The sequence below is a fragment of the Micromonospora sp. NPDC047738 genome (genome assembly GCF_040642675.1).
In the GTDB taxonomy this organism is placed as follows: domain Bacteria; phylum Actinomycetota; class Actinomycetes; order Mycobacteriales; family Micromonosporaceae; genus Micromonospora.
Window position 1 is genome coordinate 13891 of record NZ_JBEYSO010000038.1, and the last position, 19260, is coordinate 33150.

7 protein-coding genes are annotated in these 19260 nt (G+C 75.8%); all 7 read left to right on the plus strand.

The genetic code is table 11. The features are described 5' to 3' along the window. Window positions 1-31: 31 nt before the first annotated feature. Window positions 32-430 carry an NUDIX domain-containing protein gene (locus ABZ783_RS33055; RefSeq protein WP_357445560.1) on the plus strand — a complete coding sequence of 133 codons (399 nt, stop codon included), beginning with the start codon at window positions 32-34 and terminating at the stop codon, window positions 428-430. Window positions 431-585: 155 nt separating this feature from the next. Continuing rightward, window positions 586-981, plus strand: a complete 396-nt coding sequence (locus ABZ783_RS33060) for a DUF2267 domain-containing protein (protein ID WP_357445563.1) — start codon at window positions 586-588, stop codon at window positions 979-981. Between the two features lie 339 nt (window positions 982-1320). Further along, window positions 1321-4779, plus strand: a complete 3459-nt coding sequence (locus ABZ783_RS33065) for an AMP-binding protein (RefSeq protein ID WP_357445566.1) — start codon at window positions 1321-1323, stop codon at window positions 4777-4779. After that, window positions 4776-7847 carry a thioesterase domain-containing protein gene (locus ABZ783_RS33070; protein ID WP_357445569.1) on the plus strand — a complete coding sequence of 1024 codons (3072 nt, stop codon included), beginning with the start codon at window positions 4776-4778 and terminating at the stop codon, window positions 7845-7847. Before ABZ783_RS33065 ends, ABZ783_RS33070 begins: the two co-directional genes overlap by 4 nt. Further along, window positions 7844-10141 (plus strand): lantibiotic dehydratase, encoded by a 2298-nt coding sequence (locus ABZ783_RS33075; RefSeq protein WP_357445572.1) that lies wholly within the window; start codon window positions 7844-7846, stop codon window positions 10139-10141. The genes ABZ783_RS33070 and ABZ783_RS33075 overlap by 4 nt, the downstream gene beginning before the upstream one ends. Continuing rightward, complete coding sequence (locus ABZ783_RS33080) at window positions 10138-13635, plus strand: amino acid adenylation domain-containing protein (RefSeq protein ID WP_357445575.1); 3498 nt, start codon at window positions 10138-10140, stop codon at window positions 13633-13635. Before ABZ783_RS33075 ends, ABZ783_RS33080 begins: the two co-directional genes overlap by 4 nt. Window positions 13636-13692: 57 nt before the next feature. Further along, on the plus strand, window positions 13693-19182 hold the full coding sequence (locus tag ABZ783_RS33085) for an SDR family NAD(P)-dependent oxidoreductase (protein ID WP_357445578.1): 5490 nt from the start codon (window positions 13693-13695) through the stop codon (window positions 19180-19182). Window positions 19183-19260 lie beyond the last annotated feature (78 nt).

Genomic DNA, 19260 nt, shown 5'->3' on the forward strand with positions numbered 1-19260 from the left:
CCTCGTGCGGCAGCCGAGCCGGGAGAGTGCCGTGCGTGAGATCGACAAGGTGGCCTGGATCCGGATCGAGGACGGCCGGGTGCTCTGCGCCCGGTCCCGGGGCAAGGACGTCTGGTACCTGCCGGGCGGGAAGCGGGAGCCGGGCGAGACCGACCTGGAGACCCTGGCCCGGGAGATCGCCGAGGAGTTGGGTGTCGCGATCGTGCCGGAGTCGGCCGTGCCGGTCGGCACGTTCACCGCGCAGGCGCACGGGCGCGCCGTCGGGACGCTGGTGCGGATGACCTGTTACGCCGCCGACTACCGGGGCACGCTGCGGCCGGCGAGCGAGATCGAGGAGCTGGCCTGGCTCGGCTACGCCGACCGGCACCGGGTCTCCCCGGCCAACCAGCTCGTCTTCGAGCACCTGCGGTCGACCGGCGCGTTGCGCTGACCCATGGGCCGGGCGGTCATCGGGGCGGCCGTCCGCCGTTTGCCCCGCCGGGTCGCGGGTACCCACCGGCGGCTCCAGGTCGTCGCCGGTCGTCAGCCGGTTGAACTGGGGTCGTCGGCAACCCGGCGGCGGGCCGGCGACGACAGGAGGGCGGCGTGCGGTTTCCCCGATTCGTCGAGGCGGTGTCCCGCCGCGCCGAGCTGCCCACCGAGCAGGCGGCCACGATCTCCCGGGCGGTGCTGCAGACCCTCGCCGAACGGGTGACCGGCAACGAGTCGGCGGAGTTGGCCGCGCAACTGCCGGACGAGCTGGGCAGTTATCTCTCCGCGCCGGTCGGGCCCGCCGGGGGCGGGGGAGCGGTCGCCTTCGTGCAGCGGGTGGCCGAGCGGGCCGAGGTGGACCCCGCGGTCGCCGAGGTGGGCACCCGGGCGGTGCTCATCACGTTGCGCGAGGCGGTGACGGTCGGCGAGTTCCAGGATCTGCTGGCGCAGCTGCCGAGGGGTTTCGACGCCATGGTGGACCCGATCCCGCGTCCGCCCTACGATATGTGAGGACGCTCCCCGGTAGACCGGGTTGAGCTCCGCAAGTGCACCGCTTGACCGAAGATTCCACGGTTCGGAAGTACTTTCACCGGAAAATAACTTGCGAGTAGCTCTCTACGCTGAAAATCGTCTTCGCGCTAGAGGGATGATCGGACGAATTCCGCCGTCCGAGGTTCCAGCCCCCCGTCCCCCCTTCGGCTCGACCTCCATCGATCCCCTTCCCATCGAGAGATTGAGTTTTATTCTGCATCCATTGTGAAGTCCTGGGGGGGATCATGATCACAAGCGTGGATCGCTGCGCGCCTGCCATCCGTGGGGAAACGTCAAACCCCTGACATGGCAAATTCTATGATCATCAATCGCTTCGGCGAGGTCGCGGCGCGGCACGGTGATCGTCCGGCCCTGCTCGGCGAGACCCACGAGGTCAGCTACGCCGAGCTGGCCGGCGCTGCCGGGGGCCACGCCGCCGCGCTCGCCGCCGCCGGCGTCCGACCCGGCGACCGGGTCGCCCTGCTCACCGGGCACGGCGCGCCGACCATCGCCGCGCTCCTCGGCGCCCTCGCGGCCGGGTGCGCGTACGTGCCGCTGGACCCGGGTTTCCCGGTCGAGCGACTGCGCCACATGCTCGCCGCCGCCGGGGTCGACGCGATCGCCTGCGCCGCCGAGCACCGGGAGCTGGCCGGCGGGCTCGCCGACGGTCGGACCGTGGTGCCGCTGGACGACGTGCCGCCCGCCCCGCTGCGACCGGTCCCGGTCGACCCGGACACGCTCGCGTACGTGCTGTTCACCTCCGGCTCCACCGGGGTGCCCAAGGCGGTCGGGCAGACCCACCGCAACCTGGCGCACGTCGTCGACAACCAGATCGCCGCGCTGGCCATCGGCCCGACCGACCGGCTCAGCCTGCTCGCCTCGTTCAGCTTCGACGCGGCCATCCCGGACCTGTACCCGGCACTGCTCACCGGCGCCGCCGTGGTCCCGGTCGACCTGCGCCGGCAGGGCCTCGCGTACGCCGTCGAGCAGCTCGACCGGCACCGGGCGACCGTCCTGCACTGCACGCCCACGGTCTACCGCTTCCTGCTCGACACCCTCGGCGACCGGCGGCTCGACGCGGTCCGGGTGGTCCTGCTCGGCGGCGAGCAGGCCACGTACGCCGACGCGGCCCGCGGCCGGGACCGGTTCGCGCCCGACTGCGAGCTGGTCAACGGCTACGGCGCCACCGAGATGACCTTCGTCGCCCGGTACGCGCTGCCGCTGTCCGAGGTGGACCCCGTCGCCACCGGCCCACTGCCGATCGGCGGCACGTTCCCCGGCTACCAGGTGGATCTCGCCCCCGACACCGGCGAGATCGTGGTGCGCAGCCGGCACCTCGCCCCCGGTTACCTCAACCAGGACAGTGACCGCTTCACCGTGGACGCCGACGGGGTGCGCGGGTACCGGACCGGAGACCTCGGCCGGCGGCTGCCCGGCGGCGAGCTGGTCTGCCTCGGCCGGCTCGACCGGCAGGTCAAGGTACGCGGGCACCGGGTCGAGCTGACCGAGATCGAGGCGGTGCTCGCCGCCCAGCCCGGCGTGGCCGGCGTACGGGCGATCGCCCGCGACGGCGAACTGCTGGCGTACGCCCGACCGGCCGACGGGACCCGGCCGGACGCGACGCAGCTGCGGGCCGCCCTCGCCGCGGCGCTGCCCCCGTACGCGCTGCCCCGCGCGGTGGTGGTGCTCGACGAGTTCCCGCTGACCGTGACCGGCAAGGTGGACGAGCGGGCCCTGCCCGACCCGGCCCGCGAGGTGCCCGCCGACGCCGCCCCCACCACCGACACCGAACAGATCGTGCACGACATCTGGTGCGCGGTGCTCGGCCGGGACGCGGTCGCCCGGACCGACAGCTTCTTCGACGTGGGCGGGCAGTCCCTGCTCCTCGGCCAGGTGCAGCAGCGGCTGGCCGAGCACTTCGGGGTGCGGCTGCCGCTGCTGCGCCTGTTCGACCACCCCACGGTGGCCGCCCAGGCGGCGCTGCTCGACGCCCCACCCGAGGCGGTGCGCGCGCCGGTGCTGCCCGTGCCGGCCGCCCCGGCCGCCGCGGCCCGCGAGTACACCGGCGACGAGATCGCCGTGGTCGGGCTCGCCGGCCGGTTCCCCGGCGCCCCCGACGTGGCCACCTTCTGGTGGAACCTGTGCACCGGCGTCGACTCCGTCCACGACCACACCGACGAGGAGTTGGCCGCGCTCGGCATCGGGCCGGGGCTGCGCAACGACCCGCGGCACGTACGGGCGGTCGGCCGGCTCGACGGGGTGGCCGACTTCGACGCCGACTTCTTCTCCTTCGGCGCCGACGAGGCCGCCCGGACCGACCCGCAGCACCGCCTCTTCCTGGAGACCGCCTGGGAGGCGCTGGAGGACGCCGGGCACGATCCGGCGCGGTTCCCCGGCCTGATCGGCGTCTACTCGGCCGCCTCCGCCAACCGGTACTTCCTCTTCCACCTGCTCGACAACCCCGCGGTGGCCGGCGACGTGGACCCGGACGACTGGGAGGCCCGGCTGATCGGCCGGCAGTTCACCGACCACCTGCCCGGGCAGGTCGCGTACCGGCTCGGGCTGACCGGGCCCGCCCTCGCCGCGCAGAGCGCCTGCTCCAGCTCGCTGGTTGCGGTCTGCCTCGCCGCACAGAGCCTCGCCGACTACCAGTGCGACATCGCCCTCGCCGGCGGCGTCACCGTCACCTGGCCCCGGCACCGGCACACCCCGGGCGGGCTGGCCTCGCCGGACGGCCGGTGCCGCGCCTTCGACGAGGGTGCCAACGGGTCCGGCTTCGGCTCCGGGGTGGGGGTGGTCGCGCTGCGCCGGCTCGCCGACGCGCAGGCCGACGGCGACCGGATCTACGCCGTCCTGCCCGGCTGGGCGATCACCAACGACGGCGCGGAGCGGGCCGGCTTCGCCGTCCCCGGCCCGGCCGGGCAGGCCGCCGCCGTCGCCAACGCGCTCGCCACCGCCGAGGTCGCCCCCGGCGAGGTCCGCTTCGTCGAGGGCCACGGCAGCGGCACGCCCCTCGGCGACGCCATCGAGGTCGCCGCGCTGCACGAGGTGTACGCCGGCGCCGCGCCCGCCGACTCCTGCGCGCTGGGCTCGGTGAAGACCAACATCGGCCACCTGGACGCCGCCGCCGGCATCGCCGGGCTGATCAAGGCGGTGCTCGCCGTGCGGCATGGCGTGATCCCGCCGAACCTGCACTTCACCCGCCCGCATCCGGAGATCGACCTGGCCGCCGGCCCGTTCTACGTGCCCACCAAGGCGCGGGACTGGCCGCAGGGCCCGCGCCGGGTGGCCGGGGTCAGCGCCTTCGGGCTCGGCGGCACCAACGCGCACGTGGTGGTGGAGCAGCCCCCGCCGGACGAGCCGCTCGACGCCCCGGGCGACGGCCCCTGGCTGCTGCCAGTGTCCGCGCGTACCCCGGCGGCGCTGCGGGCCGCGCTGACCCGGCTGCGGGCCCACCTGGCCGGCGCCGCCCCGGCGCTGCCCGAGGTCGCCGCCACCCTGGCGCTCGGCCGGCGGGCGTTCGCCCACCGGGCCGCCGTGGTCGCCGCCGACCTGCCGGGCGCGCTCGCCGCGCTGGACGTGCTGCTCGACACCGAGGCCCGGATCGCCGGCGACGGTGGCCCGCTGCGCGAGCTGGCGGCCGACTGGGTCGCCGGGCGGGACGTCGACTGGGACGCCCTGCATCCCGAGGGCACGGTCCGGCGTACCGGGCTGCCCACCTATCCGTTCCAGCGCCAGCGGTACTGGATCGACCCCGTGCAGAAAGGTCCGCGGTGAACTGGTTCGTCTCCGCCGGAAGCCGACCCCAGGCGCCGGTGCGGTTGTTCTGCCTGCCCTACGCCGGTGCCGGCGCCAGCGCGTTCCGGCGGTGGCAGGAGGGGATCGGCCCGGACGTCGAGGTGCTGCCGGTGCAACTGCCCGGCCGGGAGAACCGGATCAGCGAGGATCCGCGCTTCGACATCGCCGACGTGGCCGCCGCCATCGCGTCCCGGGCCGACCGCCCGTACGCCATCTACGGCCACTCGATGGGCGGCCGGGTCGGCTTCGAGGTGGTCCGGGAGCTGCGCCGGTCCGGCGGGCCGCTGCCGCTGCGTCTGTACGTCGGTGGCGCCCGGGCCCCGCACGTCGACGCGCCCAGCCTCTTCGACGGGCTGTCCCGGGTGGACGACGAGGAGCTGCTGCGCCGCCTCGGCGAGGGCGGTGGCCTCCCCGCCGAACTGCTGGACCATCCCGAGCTGGTGGAGCTGCTGCTGCCGCTGCTGCGGGCCGACTTCGGCCGGGTGGACAGCTACCGGTACGTGCCCGGCGAGCCGCTGCCGGTGCCGATCGTCGCGTTCAGCGGCGCCCACGACCGGGCGGTCACCCGCGAGCACAGTGCCGCCTGGGCGGAGCACACCGCCGCCGGGTTCACCCTGAAGGAGATCGACGGCGGGCACTTCTTCCTGCACGACCAGCTCCCCGAGGTGCTGGCCGCGATCCGCGCCGACCTGGCCGGCGCACCGACCACCGACATACCGGCAGTCGACGCTGCCCCGGGCGCGCACCGGGTGCCGCTCGGGGACACCGGCTGGTCGGTCTGGCGCGACGCCATCCTGCGTACCACCGGCTTCCCGGCCACCGGCCTCGACCTGTTCTCCGCCCCCCGGGCCGTCGCGGCGGCGGACGAGCTGCTCGCCACCGGGTCCGGCGAGGACCGCTACGACAAGGAGTTCGACGAGGCCGTCCGCGCCGCCGCCCACCGGCTCAGCGAACTGGCCGCCGACCCGCTGCTGCGCGAGGCGGTGACCTGGCAGAACCGGGGCGCGCTGGTGGCACTGGACGGGCTGGTCCGCGGCGGCGGCGACGCGTCCCGCAACGTGCGGCGCCGGGACCGGGAACGGGCGCTGCTCAAGTACTGGCAGCGCTACTGCGGCAAGAACGAGACGGTCGGCTTCTTCGGGCCCAGCTGCTGGGTCACCCTCGACCCGGAGCAGCCGGAGACCGTGCGGGTACGCCCCGGCGCGCAGCTCACCGGCCGCCGCTGGGTGTGGTTCGAATCCTGGGCGCTGGCCGCGTACGCCGACCGGATCGGCGCGGACCTGTCGGTGCGCCGCTGGTGGCCCCCGATGCTGCTGCCGCAGCTCGCCGTCCACGACCGGACCGTGCTGCGCCCCGGGCGCCCGCCGCTGCCGCTGTCCCCGGTGGAGGCCGCGCTGCTCGCCGCGGCCGACGGCCACCGGTCCGCCGCCGACCTGGTGGCCGACCCGGCCGTCGGGCTGCGCCGGCCCGAGGACGGGTACGCACTGCTCGACCGCCTGGTGGAACGGGAGCTGATCACCTGGGACGCCGCCCTGCCGGTCAGCCCCGACGCGGAGCAGGTGCTCGCCGACCGGATCGCGGCGATCGGCGAACCGGCCGCCCGCACGGCCGCCCAGGCCGGGTTCGACCGGCTGCGCGCGGCCAGGGACGCCGTGGCCGCCGCGGCCGGGGACCCGGACCGGCTGCGCGCCGCCCTCGACGCCCTCGACGCCACCTTCACCGAGCTGACCGGCGCCGCGGCCAACCGCCGGGCCGGGCAGATGTACGCCGGCCGGACGATCTGCTACGAGGACACCGCCCGCGACCTGGCCGTGGTGTTCGGCGCGCCGCTGCTGGCCGAGCTCGCCGCCCCGCTGGACGTGCTGCTGCGCGCCGCCCGCTGGATGGCCAACGCACTGGCCGAGGCGTACGGGGAGGTGTTCCGGGGGCTCTACGAGGAGCTGCGCGCCGAGGCGGGCGACGGCCCGGTCGCCCTGGCCGACATGTGGTTCCTGGCCCAGGGGATGTTCTGGGGTGGCGGGGAACGGCCGGTGGACGACGTCGCCGCCGACTTCGCCGCCCGCTGGGCCGGGCTGTTCGGCCTGGACACCCTGCCCCCCGGCACCACCGACGTGCGGCTGCGGGTGGCCGACCTGGCCGACCGCGTCGACGAGGTCTTCCCCGGCACCCGGCCGGACTGGTCCAACGCCGTGATGCACAGCCCCGACCTGCAGATCTGCGCCACCGACGCGGAGGCGCTGCGCCGGGGCGAATACTCCGTCGTCCTCGGTGAGCTGCACGCCGCCTGGTCGTCGTTCGACTGCGCGGTCTTCACCCCGTCCCACCCCGACGTCGAGCGGCTGCGCGCGGCGCTGGTCGAGGACCTGGGCCCGCGGCGGATCCGGCTGCTCTTCCCGACCGACTGGCCGCGCCGGACCAGCCGCACCTCGGAGTCGCTGACCGGCCCGACCGACCGGCACCTCGCCTTCCAGGCGGCCCCGGGCGGCGAGCCGGGCCGGGTGCTGCCCACCGTGGACCTCGCCGTCACCGACGTCGACGGGCAGCTCGTCGCCACCGCCTCCGACGGGCAGCGCTGGGCGCTCACCGAGATCTTCGCCGAGCTGCTCAGCGCGCACGCGGTGGACGGGTTCAAGCTGGTCGCCGCCGCCCCGTACACGCCCCGGATCACCCTCGACAACATGGTGGTGGCGCGGCAGACCTGGCGGACCACGGTGGAGGAGAGCGGCCTGGCCACCGCGACCGGCGAGCGGCAGCGGTTCCTCGCCGTCCGGGACTGGCGCCGCCGGCTCGGCCTGCCCGAGCAGGTGTACGTCAAGCTCGGCACCGAGACAAAGCCGTGCTTCGTGGACCTGGGCAGCCCCGCCTTCGCGAACATGTTCTGCGCCATGGTCCGGGCCGCCCGGGTCGACGGCGGCGACGGCGTGTCGCTGGTGGTCAGCGAGATGCTGCCCACGCCGGACCAGGCCTGGGTGCCCGACGCCGCCGGCCACCGCTACTTCAGCGAGCTGCGACTGCACATCGTGGACACGCCCGGGGAGGACGCGTGAGCCACCTGCTGCCGCTCGGGCAGACCGGCTGGTCGGTCTGGCGGGACGTGGTGCTGCGCACCGCCGGCTTCCCCGCGGACGGACTCGACCGGTTCGCCGCGCCCGAGGCGGCCGCCGCCGCCGACACGCTGCTCGCCGGCACGAGCAGCCCCGAACTTTTCCACAAGACGCTGCGCGAGGCGTTCGACGAGTCCTCCGCGGTGGCCTCCGAGCTGGCCGCCGACCCGCTGCTGCGCGAGGCGGTCACCTGGCAGAACCCGGACATGCTGGTCGCCCTCGACGGCCTGCTGCGGACCGACCCGGCGGTGCGCAACAAGCCCCGCCGCAAGCGGGAGATCGCCCTCCTGCGCTACTGGCAGCGGTACTGCGGCAAGGCCGAGACCATCGGGTTCTTCGGGCCGGTCTGCTGGGGGACCGTCGACCCCGAGGAGCCCACGGTCCGGTTGTCGCCCGGCCCGGCGCTGGTCGACCGCCGGAAGGTGGTCTTCGAGGCGTGGGCGCTGATCGCGTACGCCGACCGGCTCGCCGACGATCTGGCGGTGCGCCGCTGGTGGGCCCCGGCGCTGCAACCCCACCTGAGCGTCGAGGGGCGGCAGCTGCGCTGGCCGCTGCACCCGCCGATCGCGCTGACCCCGACCGAGGCCCGGCTGCTCGCCGCCTGCGACGGCCGCACCCCCGCGGTCGAGCTGGCCGAGCGGATGCGCGCCGCCGGCGAGGTGCACGGCGCCGACGACGTCTACCTGCTGCTCGACCGGTGGGTCGACCGCGGCCGGCTCAGCTGGGGCGCGAACCTGCCGGTCAGCCCGGACGCGGAGCGGGTGCTCGCCGAGCGGATCGCGGTCATCGGCGACGACCGGGTGCGGGCCGAGGTGAGGGCGGGCTTCGACCGGCTCCGCGCGGCCCGGGACGAGGTGTCGGCCTCCGCCGGCGACCCGGACCGGCTCGGTGCCGCCCTGGCCGCGCTGAACACCGAGTTCACCGCCGTCACCGGCCGACCCGCCACCCGGCACAGCGGACAGATGTACGCCGGCCGCACCGTCTGCTACGAGGAGACCACCCGGGACCTGGAGTTCAGCATCGGCGCCGACGTCCTGGACACGCTGGCCGCCCCGCTCGCTGTGGTGCTCCAGACGGCCCGGTGGTTCACCGTGGAGGTCGCCGCCCGGTGCGCCGAGCTCTTCGTCGAGCTGCACGACGAGTTGGCCGCCGACGGCCCGGTGCGGCTGGCCGACCTCTGGCTGCTGGCCCAGGGCACGCTGATCGCCCCGGACGGCCCGATCGGCCGGGCCGGCGCGGCGTTCACCGAGCGGTGGACGCAGCTGTTCGGCCTGCGCGACCTGCCCGCCGACCAGGTGGAGCTGCGGCTGCGCGCCGACGACCTGGCCGAGCGGGTCCGGCAGCTGTTTCCCGCGGCGCGGCCCGGCTGGCCGTCGGCCCGGTTGCACAACCCGGACGTTCAGCTCAGCGCGGCCTCCCTCGATGCGGTTGCTCGGGGCGACTTCCTGCTCGTCCTCGGCGAGCTGCACCCGGCCCACATCGCCTACGACAGCGCCGTCTTCGGCCTGTTCCACCCCGACCCGGCGGCGCTGCGGGCCGCCCTTGACGCCGACCTCGGCCCGGCCCGGCTGCGGGTGCTCTGGCCGGAGAGCTTCCCCCGGCGGACCACCCGCACCACGTACGCGCTGACCGGCCCCGAGGACCGCGAACTCGGCATCGACACCGCGCACGGCGCCGACGTCGACCGGCTGGTGCCGGCCACCGCGGTCACCGTGGAGCGCGCCGGTGACCAGTTCACCGCGGTCTTCCCGGACGGCACCCGCTGGCCGCTCATGGAGGTCTTCGCCAGCCTGCTCGACTCGTTGCTGCTGGACGCCTTCAAGCTGCTCGATCCGGCGCCGCACACGCCCCGGATCACCATCGACCGGCTGGTGGTGGCCCGGCGTACCTGGCGCACCACGGCGGGCGCTTGCGGGCTGGCCGGGCACGCCGACGAGGCCGCCCGCTACCTAGCGGTACGCCGGTGGCGGGCGGCCACCGGCCTGCCCGAGCGGGTGTTCGTGAAGGTCGGCACCGAGATCAAGCCCTGCTATGTCGACCTGACCGGCCCGCTGTACGCGCAGTCGCTGTGCGCCATGGTGGACGCCGCCCACCGGATCAGCCCGGACGTGCCCGTGGTGGTCAGCGAGCTGCTGCCGGCCCCGGCCGAGTCCTGGGTGACCGACGCGCAGGGGCGCGGCCACGTCAGCGAACTGCGCCTGCAGATCACCGATCCAGCCACGGGAGACCACCGGTGACCGACATCCTGACCGCCAGCGCCGCGTACGGTGAGGCCCTGCCCTGGCCGGACGCGACCCTCGCCGACCTGATCACCGCGCAGGCGGCCCGCACCCCCGACGCGGTGGCCGTCCGCCAGTGGGACGAGCGGCTCACCTACGCCGAACTCCTCGGCCGGGCCGCCGGGGTGGCCGCCGCGCTGCGCGAGCGGGGCGTCGGCCGGGGCGACCGGGTCGGCGTCTGCGGCACCCGCACCCCCGACCTGGTGGTCACCGTGCTCGGGGTGCTCCTGGCCGGCGGCTGCTACGTGCCCCTGGAGCCGGGCGGCCCGCGCGAGCGGCTGCGCGAGATCGCCCGCGACGCCGGCGTCCGGGTGGTGGCCGGCGACGCCGCGGCCACCGAGTTCGGCGACGAGCCGGGCGTCGAGACGGTCGGGCTGCCCGGCCCCGCCCCGCTCGCGCCCTGCCCCGCGCGCCCGGGCGACCCGGCGTACGTGCTGTTCACCTCCGGGTCGACCGGCCGCCCCAAGGGGGTGCTCACCACCCACCGCAACGTGGTCGAGTTCGTCACCGGGGTCACCGCGCTGACCGGCGCCGACGCCGGCGTACGCAGCCTCGGCATCGCCTCGCTCGGCTTCGACGCGGCCACCATGGACCTGTTCGTGCCGCTGCTGCTCGGCGGCGCGGTGCAGCTGCTCGGCGCCGACGACCGCTCCGACCCGGTCCGGCTGGCCCGGTTCCTCGCCGCGCACGAGGTGACCTGGGGATTCATCACCCCGACCGTGCTCGCCCTGCTCGACCCGGCGGACGTGCCGTCCTGGCGGGTGGTGCTCTGCGGCGGCGAGGCGGTCCCCGCCGAGCTGGTCGCCCGCTGGGCCCCCGGCCGGCGGTTCCTCAACGGCTACGGCCCCACCGAGACCACCGTGCTGGCGGTCAGCGGCGACCTCACCGCCGCCGACGCCGACCCGGTGCCGATCGGCCTCCCGCTGCCCAACCACCGGGCGTACGTGGTGGACGCCGAGCTGCGCCCCGTGCCGCCGGGGGAGACCGGCGAGCTGCTGATCGGCGGGCCCGGCCTGGCCGACGGCTATCTCAACCGGCCCGGCCTCACCGCCGAGCGGTTCGTCCCCGACCCGTTCGGCGACCGGCCCGGCGAGCGGCTCTACCGCACCGGCGACCTGGTCCGCCAGGCGCTCGACGGCCGGATCGTCTACCTGGGCCGGGCCGACCGTCAGGTCAAGGTCCGCGGCCAACGCATCGAGCTGGGCGAGGTCGAGGCGGTGCTGGCCGGGCACCCCGGCGTCGACCGGGTCGCCGTGGAGGCGGTGCCCGGACCGGCCGGCACCGAGCTGGTCGCGTTCCTCACCCCGGCCGACGCCCCCGACGACGACGCGCTGCGGGCGTACGCCGGACCCCGGCTGACCACCGCGATGCTGCCGGCCCGGACGGTGCGGCTGGCCGCACTGCCGGTCAGCCCGACCACCGGCAAGCTGGACCGGCCGGCGCTGCGCGCGCTGGCCCGGTCCGCGGACACCCCGGTGGACGAGGTCGCCGGCGGTGACCCGGTCGAGGCTACGGTCCGGCGGCTCTGGGCCCGGCTGCTCGGCGCGGCCCCGGACCCGGACAGCGACTTCCTCGCCGCCGGCGGCAACTCGATCGCCGCGATGCGGCTGGTCGCCGCGCTCCGCGCCGAGCTGGGCCGGCAGGTCGACACCCGGGACCTGTTCACCGGCCGCACCTTCGCCGCGCTGGTGGACCGGGTCCGTGCCGCCGCCTCCGCCGGCGGTGACGGGCTCACCACCGGCAACCCGCCCACGCTCTCCCCGCCGCAGCGGCGGCTGTGGTTCATGGACCAGCTCGCCCCGTCCAGCGCGCCCTACAACATCGCCGTCGCGCACCGGCTGCGCGGGCCGCTGGACACCGCCGCCCTCGGCGCGGCGCTGCGCGCCGTGGTGCAGCGCCACGACGTGCTGCGCTGGCGCATCCCGCAGACCGGCGGCGTGCCGTACGCGGTGTGCGAGGAACCGACCGACGTGGCCGTGCCGGTGGTGGACCTGACCGGTGCCGCCGACGCCGAGGCGGAGCTGGCCACCCTGCTGGCCGCCGGGGCCGGGCACGCGTTCGACCTGGCCACCGGGCCACCCTGGCAGCTGACCGTCTACCGGGTCGGCGCCGACGAGCACGTCCTCGCCATGACCATGCACCACGCGGTCTTCGACGGCTGGTCCGAGGCGCTGCTCTACGACGACCTCGCCACCGCGTACGCCCGCGCGGTCGCCGGCGCGCCACCGGCCCTGCCCGCGCTGCCCGCCACGTACGCCGACTACGCGGTCTGGCGGGCCGACCGGGACCGCCGCCGGGGCGCCACCGACCTGGCCTGGTGGACCGAGCACCTGGCCGGCGCGCCGACCGTGCTCGACCTGCCCCGGGACCGGCCCCGCCCGGCGGTGCAGACGTACGCCGGCGCGGAGGCGGCGGTGGTGCTCGCCGCGGACGCTGACCGGGCGGTCCGCGAGCTGGCCGCCCGGCGCGGCACCACGGTCGCCGCGGTGCTGCTGGCCGGCTTCGGTGAGCTGCTGCGCCGGCTCACCGGGGCCGACGACCACGTGCTCGGCGCGATCGTCGCCGACCGGCGGCTGGCCGCGTTCGACGACGTCATCGGCTTCTTCATCGACACCGTGCCGGTCCGGGTGCGCAGCGGCGGCGCCAGCTTCGCCGAGCTGGTGGACCGCTGCGCCGCCGAACTGCACGAGGTCACCACGCACCCCGGCGCCCCGCTGGAGCGGATCGTCGAGGCGCTCGGCGTCGGCCGGGACACCTCCCGCGCCCCGCTGGTGCAGGTGCTGTTCAACGTGCTCAACTTCGTGCCGCCCCGCCTCGCCCTCGCCGGCCTGACCGTCGAGCCGGTGCCGGTGCCGAAGCCCGGCTCGCCCTTCGACATCACCGTCTATGTGGTGGAACGGGCCGGCCGGGCCGGGGTCGAGGTGGTGCACAACCCGGACCTGTTCGAGGCGGACCGGATCGAGGGGCTCCTGGCCGACCTGGCCGCCCTGGTCGGCGCCCTGGCCGCCGATCCGCACGCGCCTGCCGACCGGGTCGCCGCCGAGCTGCCGCGGCCGGCGGTCCGGGTGTCGGCCCTCGGCGCGATGACCGTGGCCGCCGCCGAGCCGGCGCGGGCCACGCTGCCCGTCGGGCCCGACGAGCTCACCGAAACCGAGGAGCTGATCGCCGGCATCTGGCGGGAGGTGCTCGGCAAGGACCGGGTCGGGGTCGGTGAGAACTTCTTCGACATCGGCGGCCACTCGATGGCGCTCGCCGCGGTGCACGCCCGGCTCACCGCGGCCACCGGCCGCTCCATCACCATGCTCGACCTGTTCCGCCACCCGACCGTACGGGCCCTCGCCGCCAGCCTCGACGGCACCGCCGACCGGCCGGAACTGGCCCGCGCCGCACTGCGCGCCGCCGCCCGCCGTGGCCGGGCCCGGCGTACCCCGCCCCGACGACCGCACCAGTGACGCCGCAACCCTCCCCGCCGGCCACCCCGGCACCCGCGTGACAAAAGGACGACCCCGATGAACAACGACATCGCCACCGAGCACCCCACCGACGACGGCATCGAACCGATCGCCATCGTCGGGCTCGCCGCCCGCCTGCCCGGCGCCGCCGACCTCGCGGAGTTCTGGCGCAACCTGGTCGACGGCGTGGAGTCGGTCACCGAGCTGACCCGCGAGGAGCAGCTCGCCCGGGGCGCCTCCGCCGAGGAGGTCGACGACCCGGGCTGGGTGAACCGGGCCCCGCTGGTCGACGGCTACGACGAGTTCGACGCCGGCCTGTTCGGGATGACCGCCCGCGAGGCCGAGATCACCGACCCGCAGCACCGGCTGTTCCTGGAGAGCTGCTACACCGCGCTGCAGGACGCCGGCTACGATCCGGCCCGCTACGACGGCTCGGTCGGCGTGTACGCGGGCACCGGCGGCAACACCTACCTGCACAAGTTCGTGCTGCGCAACAAGCGGGTCGGCGGCAACCCGCACGGCGCGGTCTCCCTCGCCACCGGCAACTCCCCGAACTACGTGGCCACCAACGTGTCGTACCGGCTGGACCTGCGCGGGCCGAGCCTGACCGTGCACACCGCCTGCTCCACCTCGCTGGTCGCGTTCCACCTGGCCTGCGAGGCGCTGCGTAACGGCGAGTGCGACATGGCGCTCGCCGGCGGCGTCAACATCGAGCTGCCGCACGTCGGCTACCTGGGCATGGACGGCTTCACCTCCCCGGACGGCCGGTGCCGCCCGTTCGACGCCGGCGCCAACGGCACGGTGTGGGGCAGCGGTGTCGGGGTGACCCTGCTCAAGCGTCTCTCCGACGCCATCGCCGACGGCGACACCATCCGCGCGGTGGTGCTCGGCAACGCGATCAACAACGACGGCGCCGGCAAGGTGGGCTTCACCGCCCCCAGCATCGACGGCCAGATGGAGGCCGTCGCCCAGGCGGTCGGCATGGCCGGCATCGACCCGCGCACCATCAGCTACGTGGAGGCGCACGGCACCGGCACGGCGCTGGGCGACCCGATCGAGATCTCCGCCCTCTCCGCGGTCTACACCAAGGACACCGACGACCGGGGCTGGTGCGGCATCGGCTCGGTGAAGTCCAACATCGGCCACCTCAGCCAGCCCTCCGGCATCGTCAGCGTGATCAAGACGGTGCTCGCCATGGAGCACGGCCTGATCCCGCCGACCATCAACTACGAGACCCCGAACCCGGCGATCGAATTCGCCGACACCCCGTTCTACGTGGCGAACACGCTGACCAAGTGGGACACCGACGGGGCGCCGCGCCGGGCCGGGGTGAGCTCCTTCGGCATCGGCGGCACCAACGCGCACGTGGTACTGGAGGAGGCGCCAGCCGCGTACCGTGCCGGGCGGCCGGTCCGCCCGGCGCACCTGCTCCAGGTGTCGGCGAAGACCCCCACCGCACTGGACGCGGCGGTGCGCCGGCTCGCCGACCACCTGGAGAACGGCGGCGGCGCCGACCTGCTCGGCAGCGCCGGAGGCGGTGCCGGGCTGCTCGCCGACGTCGCCCACACCCTGCGGGTCGGCCGCCAGGAGTACGCGCACCGCGCCGCCGTCGTCGCCGGCGACCCCCAAGCGGCGGCCGCTGCCCTGCGCGATGCCCGCAAGGGGCACCGGGGCGTCACCGACAGCCCCGCCCCGCGGGTGGCCTTCCTCTTCTCCGGGCAGGGCTCCCAGTACGCCGGCATGGGCGCCCAGCTCTACGCCGAGGACCCGGCGTTCGCGGCCACCGTGGACGAGTGCGCCGAGCTGCTCCGCCCCGAGCTGGGCCTGGACATCCGCGACCTGATCCTCGGCCGGGACCCGGCGGCGGGGGAGAAGCTCACCGAGACCCGCTACACCCAGCCGGCCCTGTTCACCGTCGAGTACGCCCTCGCCACCGCCTGGCAGCGGGCCGGGGTGACCCCGGCCGCGATGATCGGCCACTCGATCGGCGAGTACGTCGCCGCCACCATGGCCGGCGTGCTCAGCCTGCCGGACGCGCTGCGGGTGGTGGCCGCCCGGGGCCGGCTGATGCACTCGCTGCCCGCCGGTTCGATGCTGGCCGTGGCGCTGGACGAGTCGGCGGTCGCCGACCGGCTGCCCGAGGCGCTCGCCATCGCCACCGTCAACGGACCGGGCACCTGCGTGGTGGCCGGCGAGACGGCGGCCGTCGAGGAGTTCGCCGCCACCCTCAAGGGCAAGAGCAAGGTGCTGCGCACCTCGCACGCGTTCCACTCGCCGATGATGGAACCGATCCTTGACGAGTTCACCGCGCTGATGGCCACCGTGCCGCTGCGGCCGCCGGCCGTGCCGTTCCTGTCCAACGTGACCGGCACCTGGATCACCGAGGCGCAGGCCACCGACCCGGCGTACTGGGCGGCGCACCTGCGCCAGCCGGTCCGCTTCGGCGCCTGCGTGGCCACCCTGCTCGCCGAGGGCACCTGGGCGCTGCTCGAGTGCGGCCCCGGCAAGCAGCTGGCCAACCTGGCCCGGATGCAGGTCGCCAAGGCCGGCGAGGCGCAGCGGAAGCTCACCCCGCTGGGCAGCCTGCCCGGCCCGGGCGAGTCCACCGGCGACCTGGCCACCCTGCTCGGCAGCGCCGGCGCGCTCTGGTGCGCGGGCGTACCGGTGCGGCTGGCCGTCGACCCGGACGCGCGGCGGGTGCCGCTGCCCACGTACCCGTTCGAGCGCCGCCGCTACTGGGTCGACCCGGACCCGGTGGAGCAGGTGGTGGCGGCGCCGGTGGAGACCGGGCCCCGGCCGCTGCCGGAGTGGTTCGCGGTGCCGGTGTGGCGGCAGGCCGCGCCGGCCCGGACCACCAGCCCGCTGGGCCGGTGTCTTGTGCTGGCCGACGGCCCGCGCGGCGAGGCGCTGGTCGCCGCGCTGCGCGCCGCCGGCGACGACCCGGTCGAGGTACGCGCCGGCGACGCCTTCGCCGCCACGGCCACCGGTTTCCGGCTGCGCCCCGGCGTCCGCGAGGACCACGACGCCCTGGTCGCCGCGCTCGGCGCGGACCTGCCGCGGCGCGTCGTGCACGCGTTCGCCCTGGACGGGGAGCCGGCCGGGACGGACCTCGAGGCCGCCTGGGCCGCCCAGGACCGGGGTTTCTTCAGCGTGCTGCACCTGGTGCAGGCGCTTGCCGGCGCCGGGCTGACCGGTGACGAGCCGGGCCGCACCCTCGACCTGGTCACCGCCGGCACCGCCGACGTGCGCGGCGACGACCTGGTCCGGCCGGAGCACGCCACCCTGGCCGGCCTGGCCCGGGTGCTGCCGGTGGAGCTGCCCGGCCTCACCGTGCGCCTGGTCGACGCGGACGCCGCCGCGCGGGGCGCCGGCGCCCTGGTCGCCGAGCTGCGCAGCCCGGTCGACCCGGAGCACCCGGAGGTGGCGCTGCGCCGCGACCGGCGCTGGGTGACCGGGTACGAGCAGGTCACCGTGGACGCCGAGGGCGAGCCGGGCACGCTGCGCGAGGAGGGACGCTACCTGATCACCGGCGGCCTCGGCGGCCTCGGCATCACCCTGGCCGAGGACTTCGCCCGCCGGGTACGCGCCAAGCTGGTGCTGCTGGCCCGCTCCGGCCTGCCCGAGCGGGAGGACTGGGACGAGCACCTGGCCGTGCACGGTGGCGCCGACCGGGCCGGCCGGGCCATCGCGGCGATCCGCCGAATGGAGGCGGCCGGGGCCGAGGTGCTGGTGCTCGCGGCCGACGTCACCGACCCCGCCGAACTGCGCCGGGTACGCGAGGCCGCCGAGAGCCACTTCGGTGGGCTGGACGGCATCGTGCACGCGGCCGGCCTGCCCGGCGGCGGCATGGCGGAGATCAAGGAGCGGGCCGAGGCGGAGCGGGTGCTCGCCCCGAAGCTGGCCGGCACCCTCGCCCTCGCCCAGGTCTTCGGCGACCTGCCGCTGGACTTCGTGGCGTTGTGCTCCTCGATCACCGCGGTGATCGGCGGCTTCGGCCAGGTCGACTACTGCGCGGCGAACAACTTCCTGGACGCGTTCGCGCGGGCCGGGGTCGGCTTCCGTGCGCCGGTGGTGGCGCAGAACTGGGGCGGCTGGGCCGAGGTCGGCATGGCCGTGGAGACCAACGCGCCCGCCGCGTTCCGGGCCGCCGGCCGGGACACCGTCACCAGCCCGGTCGACCACCCGGTGCTGACCACGAAGGTGGCCGGCCCGGACGGCATCGTGCTGCACGGCCTGGTCTCCGCCAGCACCCACTGGCTGCTCGACGAGCACCGGATCGGCGGGGTGCCGGTGGTGCCGGGCACCGCCCACCTGGAGTCGGTACGCGCCGCGGTGACCGCCGCGCTGCCCGCTCCCGGCCCGCAGGCCGCGGTGGAGCTGCGCGACGTGGTCTTCCTGGAGCCGTTCTCGGTGCCGGACGGCACGGTCGCCCAGTACCGGGTGGAGCTGACCCCCACCGAGGAGGGGGTGGATTTCACCGTCGCCAGCCTGGCCGCCGGCCAGCTGCGTACCCACGTCCGGGGCGCGGCCGGCTGGATCGCGGAACCCGCCCCGCCGGCGGGTACGCCCACCGTCGCCGGCCGGCGGGTCGACGACGACGCGTCGTTCGGCCGGGGGCGGACCAGCATGCTCACCTTCGGGCCACGCTGGGCCGCGCTCGCCGAGCACCACCTGGCCGATCGGGAGGAGCTGGCCCGGATCGAGGCCCCCGCCGCGGCGCTGGCCGACCTGCCCTCGTGGGGGCTGCACCCGGCCCTGCTGGACGTGGCCACCGCGTTCGGCCGGGGCCAGGGCTCCGGCACCTACCTGCCGCTGTCGTACGGCCGGATCGTGGTGCGCGGGGCGCTGCCGGCGTCCTTCCTCAGCCACCTGCGGCACCGGGACAGCGCCACCGACGAGGTGGTGGCCGCCGACCTGTCCCTGCTGGACACCGACGGCCGGGAACTCGTCGCGATCAGCGACTTCGTGCTGCGGCGGGTGGACCAGGGCGCGGTGACCGGGGGCCTCACCGAGACCCCGGCCGCCGCGGCCGACGCCGCCGCGGCTCCGGTGACCGAGGACATCCGGCCGGTGGACGGGGCGGAGGCGTTCCGTCGCAGCCTCACCGCCGGACTCGGCGCGCAGGTGGTGATCGCCACCCGCACCGTCGCGGACATCCGCCGGCGGGCCGCCCGGGTGACCACCGACAGCCTGGAGGTGGCGGCCGAGGCGGTCTCCGCGCCGACCGCCACCGGCGGCGGTTCGGCCGCGCCCTCGACCGACCTGGAGAAGGTGATCGCCCAGGTCTGGCGGGACGGCCTCGGCGTGACCGAGGTCGGCGTGGACGACGACTTCTTCTCCCTCGGCGGCAACTCGCTGGTCGCGGTGCAGCTCATCGCCGCGATGCGCAAGGCCACCGGGGTACGGCTGCCGATGCGCAGCCTCTTCGAGACCCCCACGGTGGCCGGGCTGGCCGCCCGGATCGAGGAGCTGCGCGCCAGCCAGCCCGCCGACGAGCCGGCCGCCCCGGCGGCCATCCCGGCCATCCCGCGACTGCCCCGCGCCTGACCACGACGAACAGGAGACACCGCACCATGAGCGAGCGCAGCGAGCGAATCATTAGGCACAGTGCCCTGGAGCCTCATG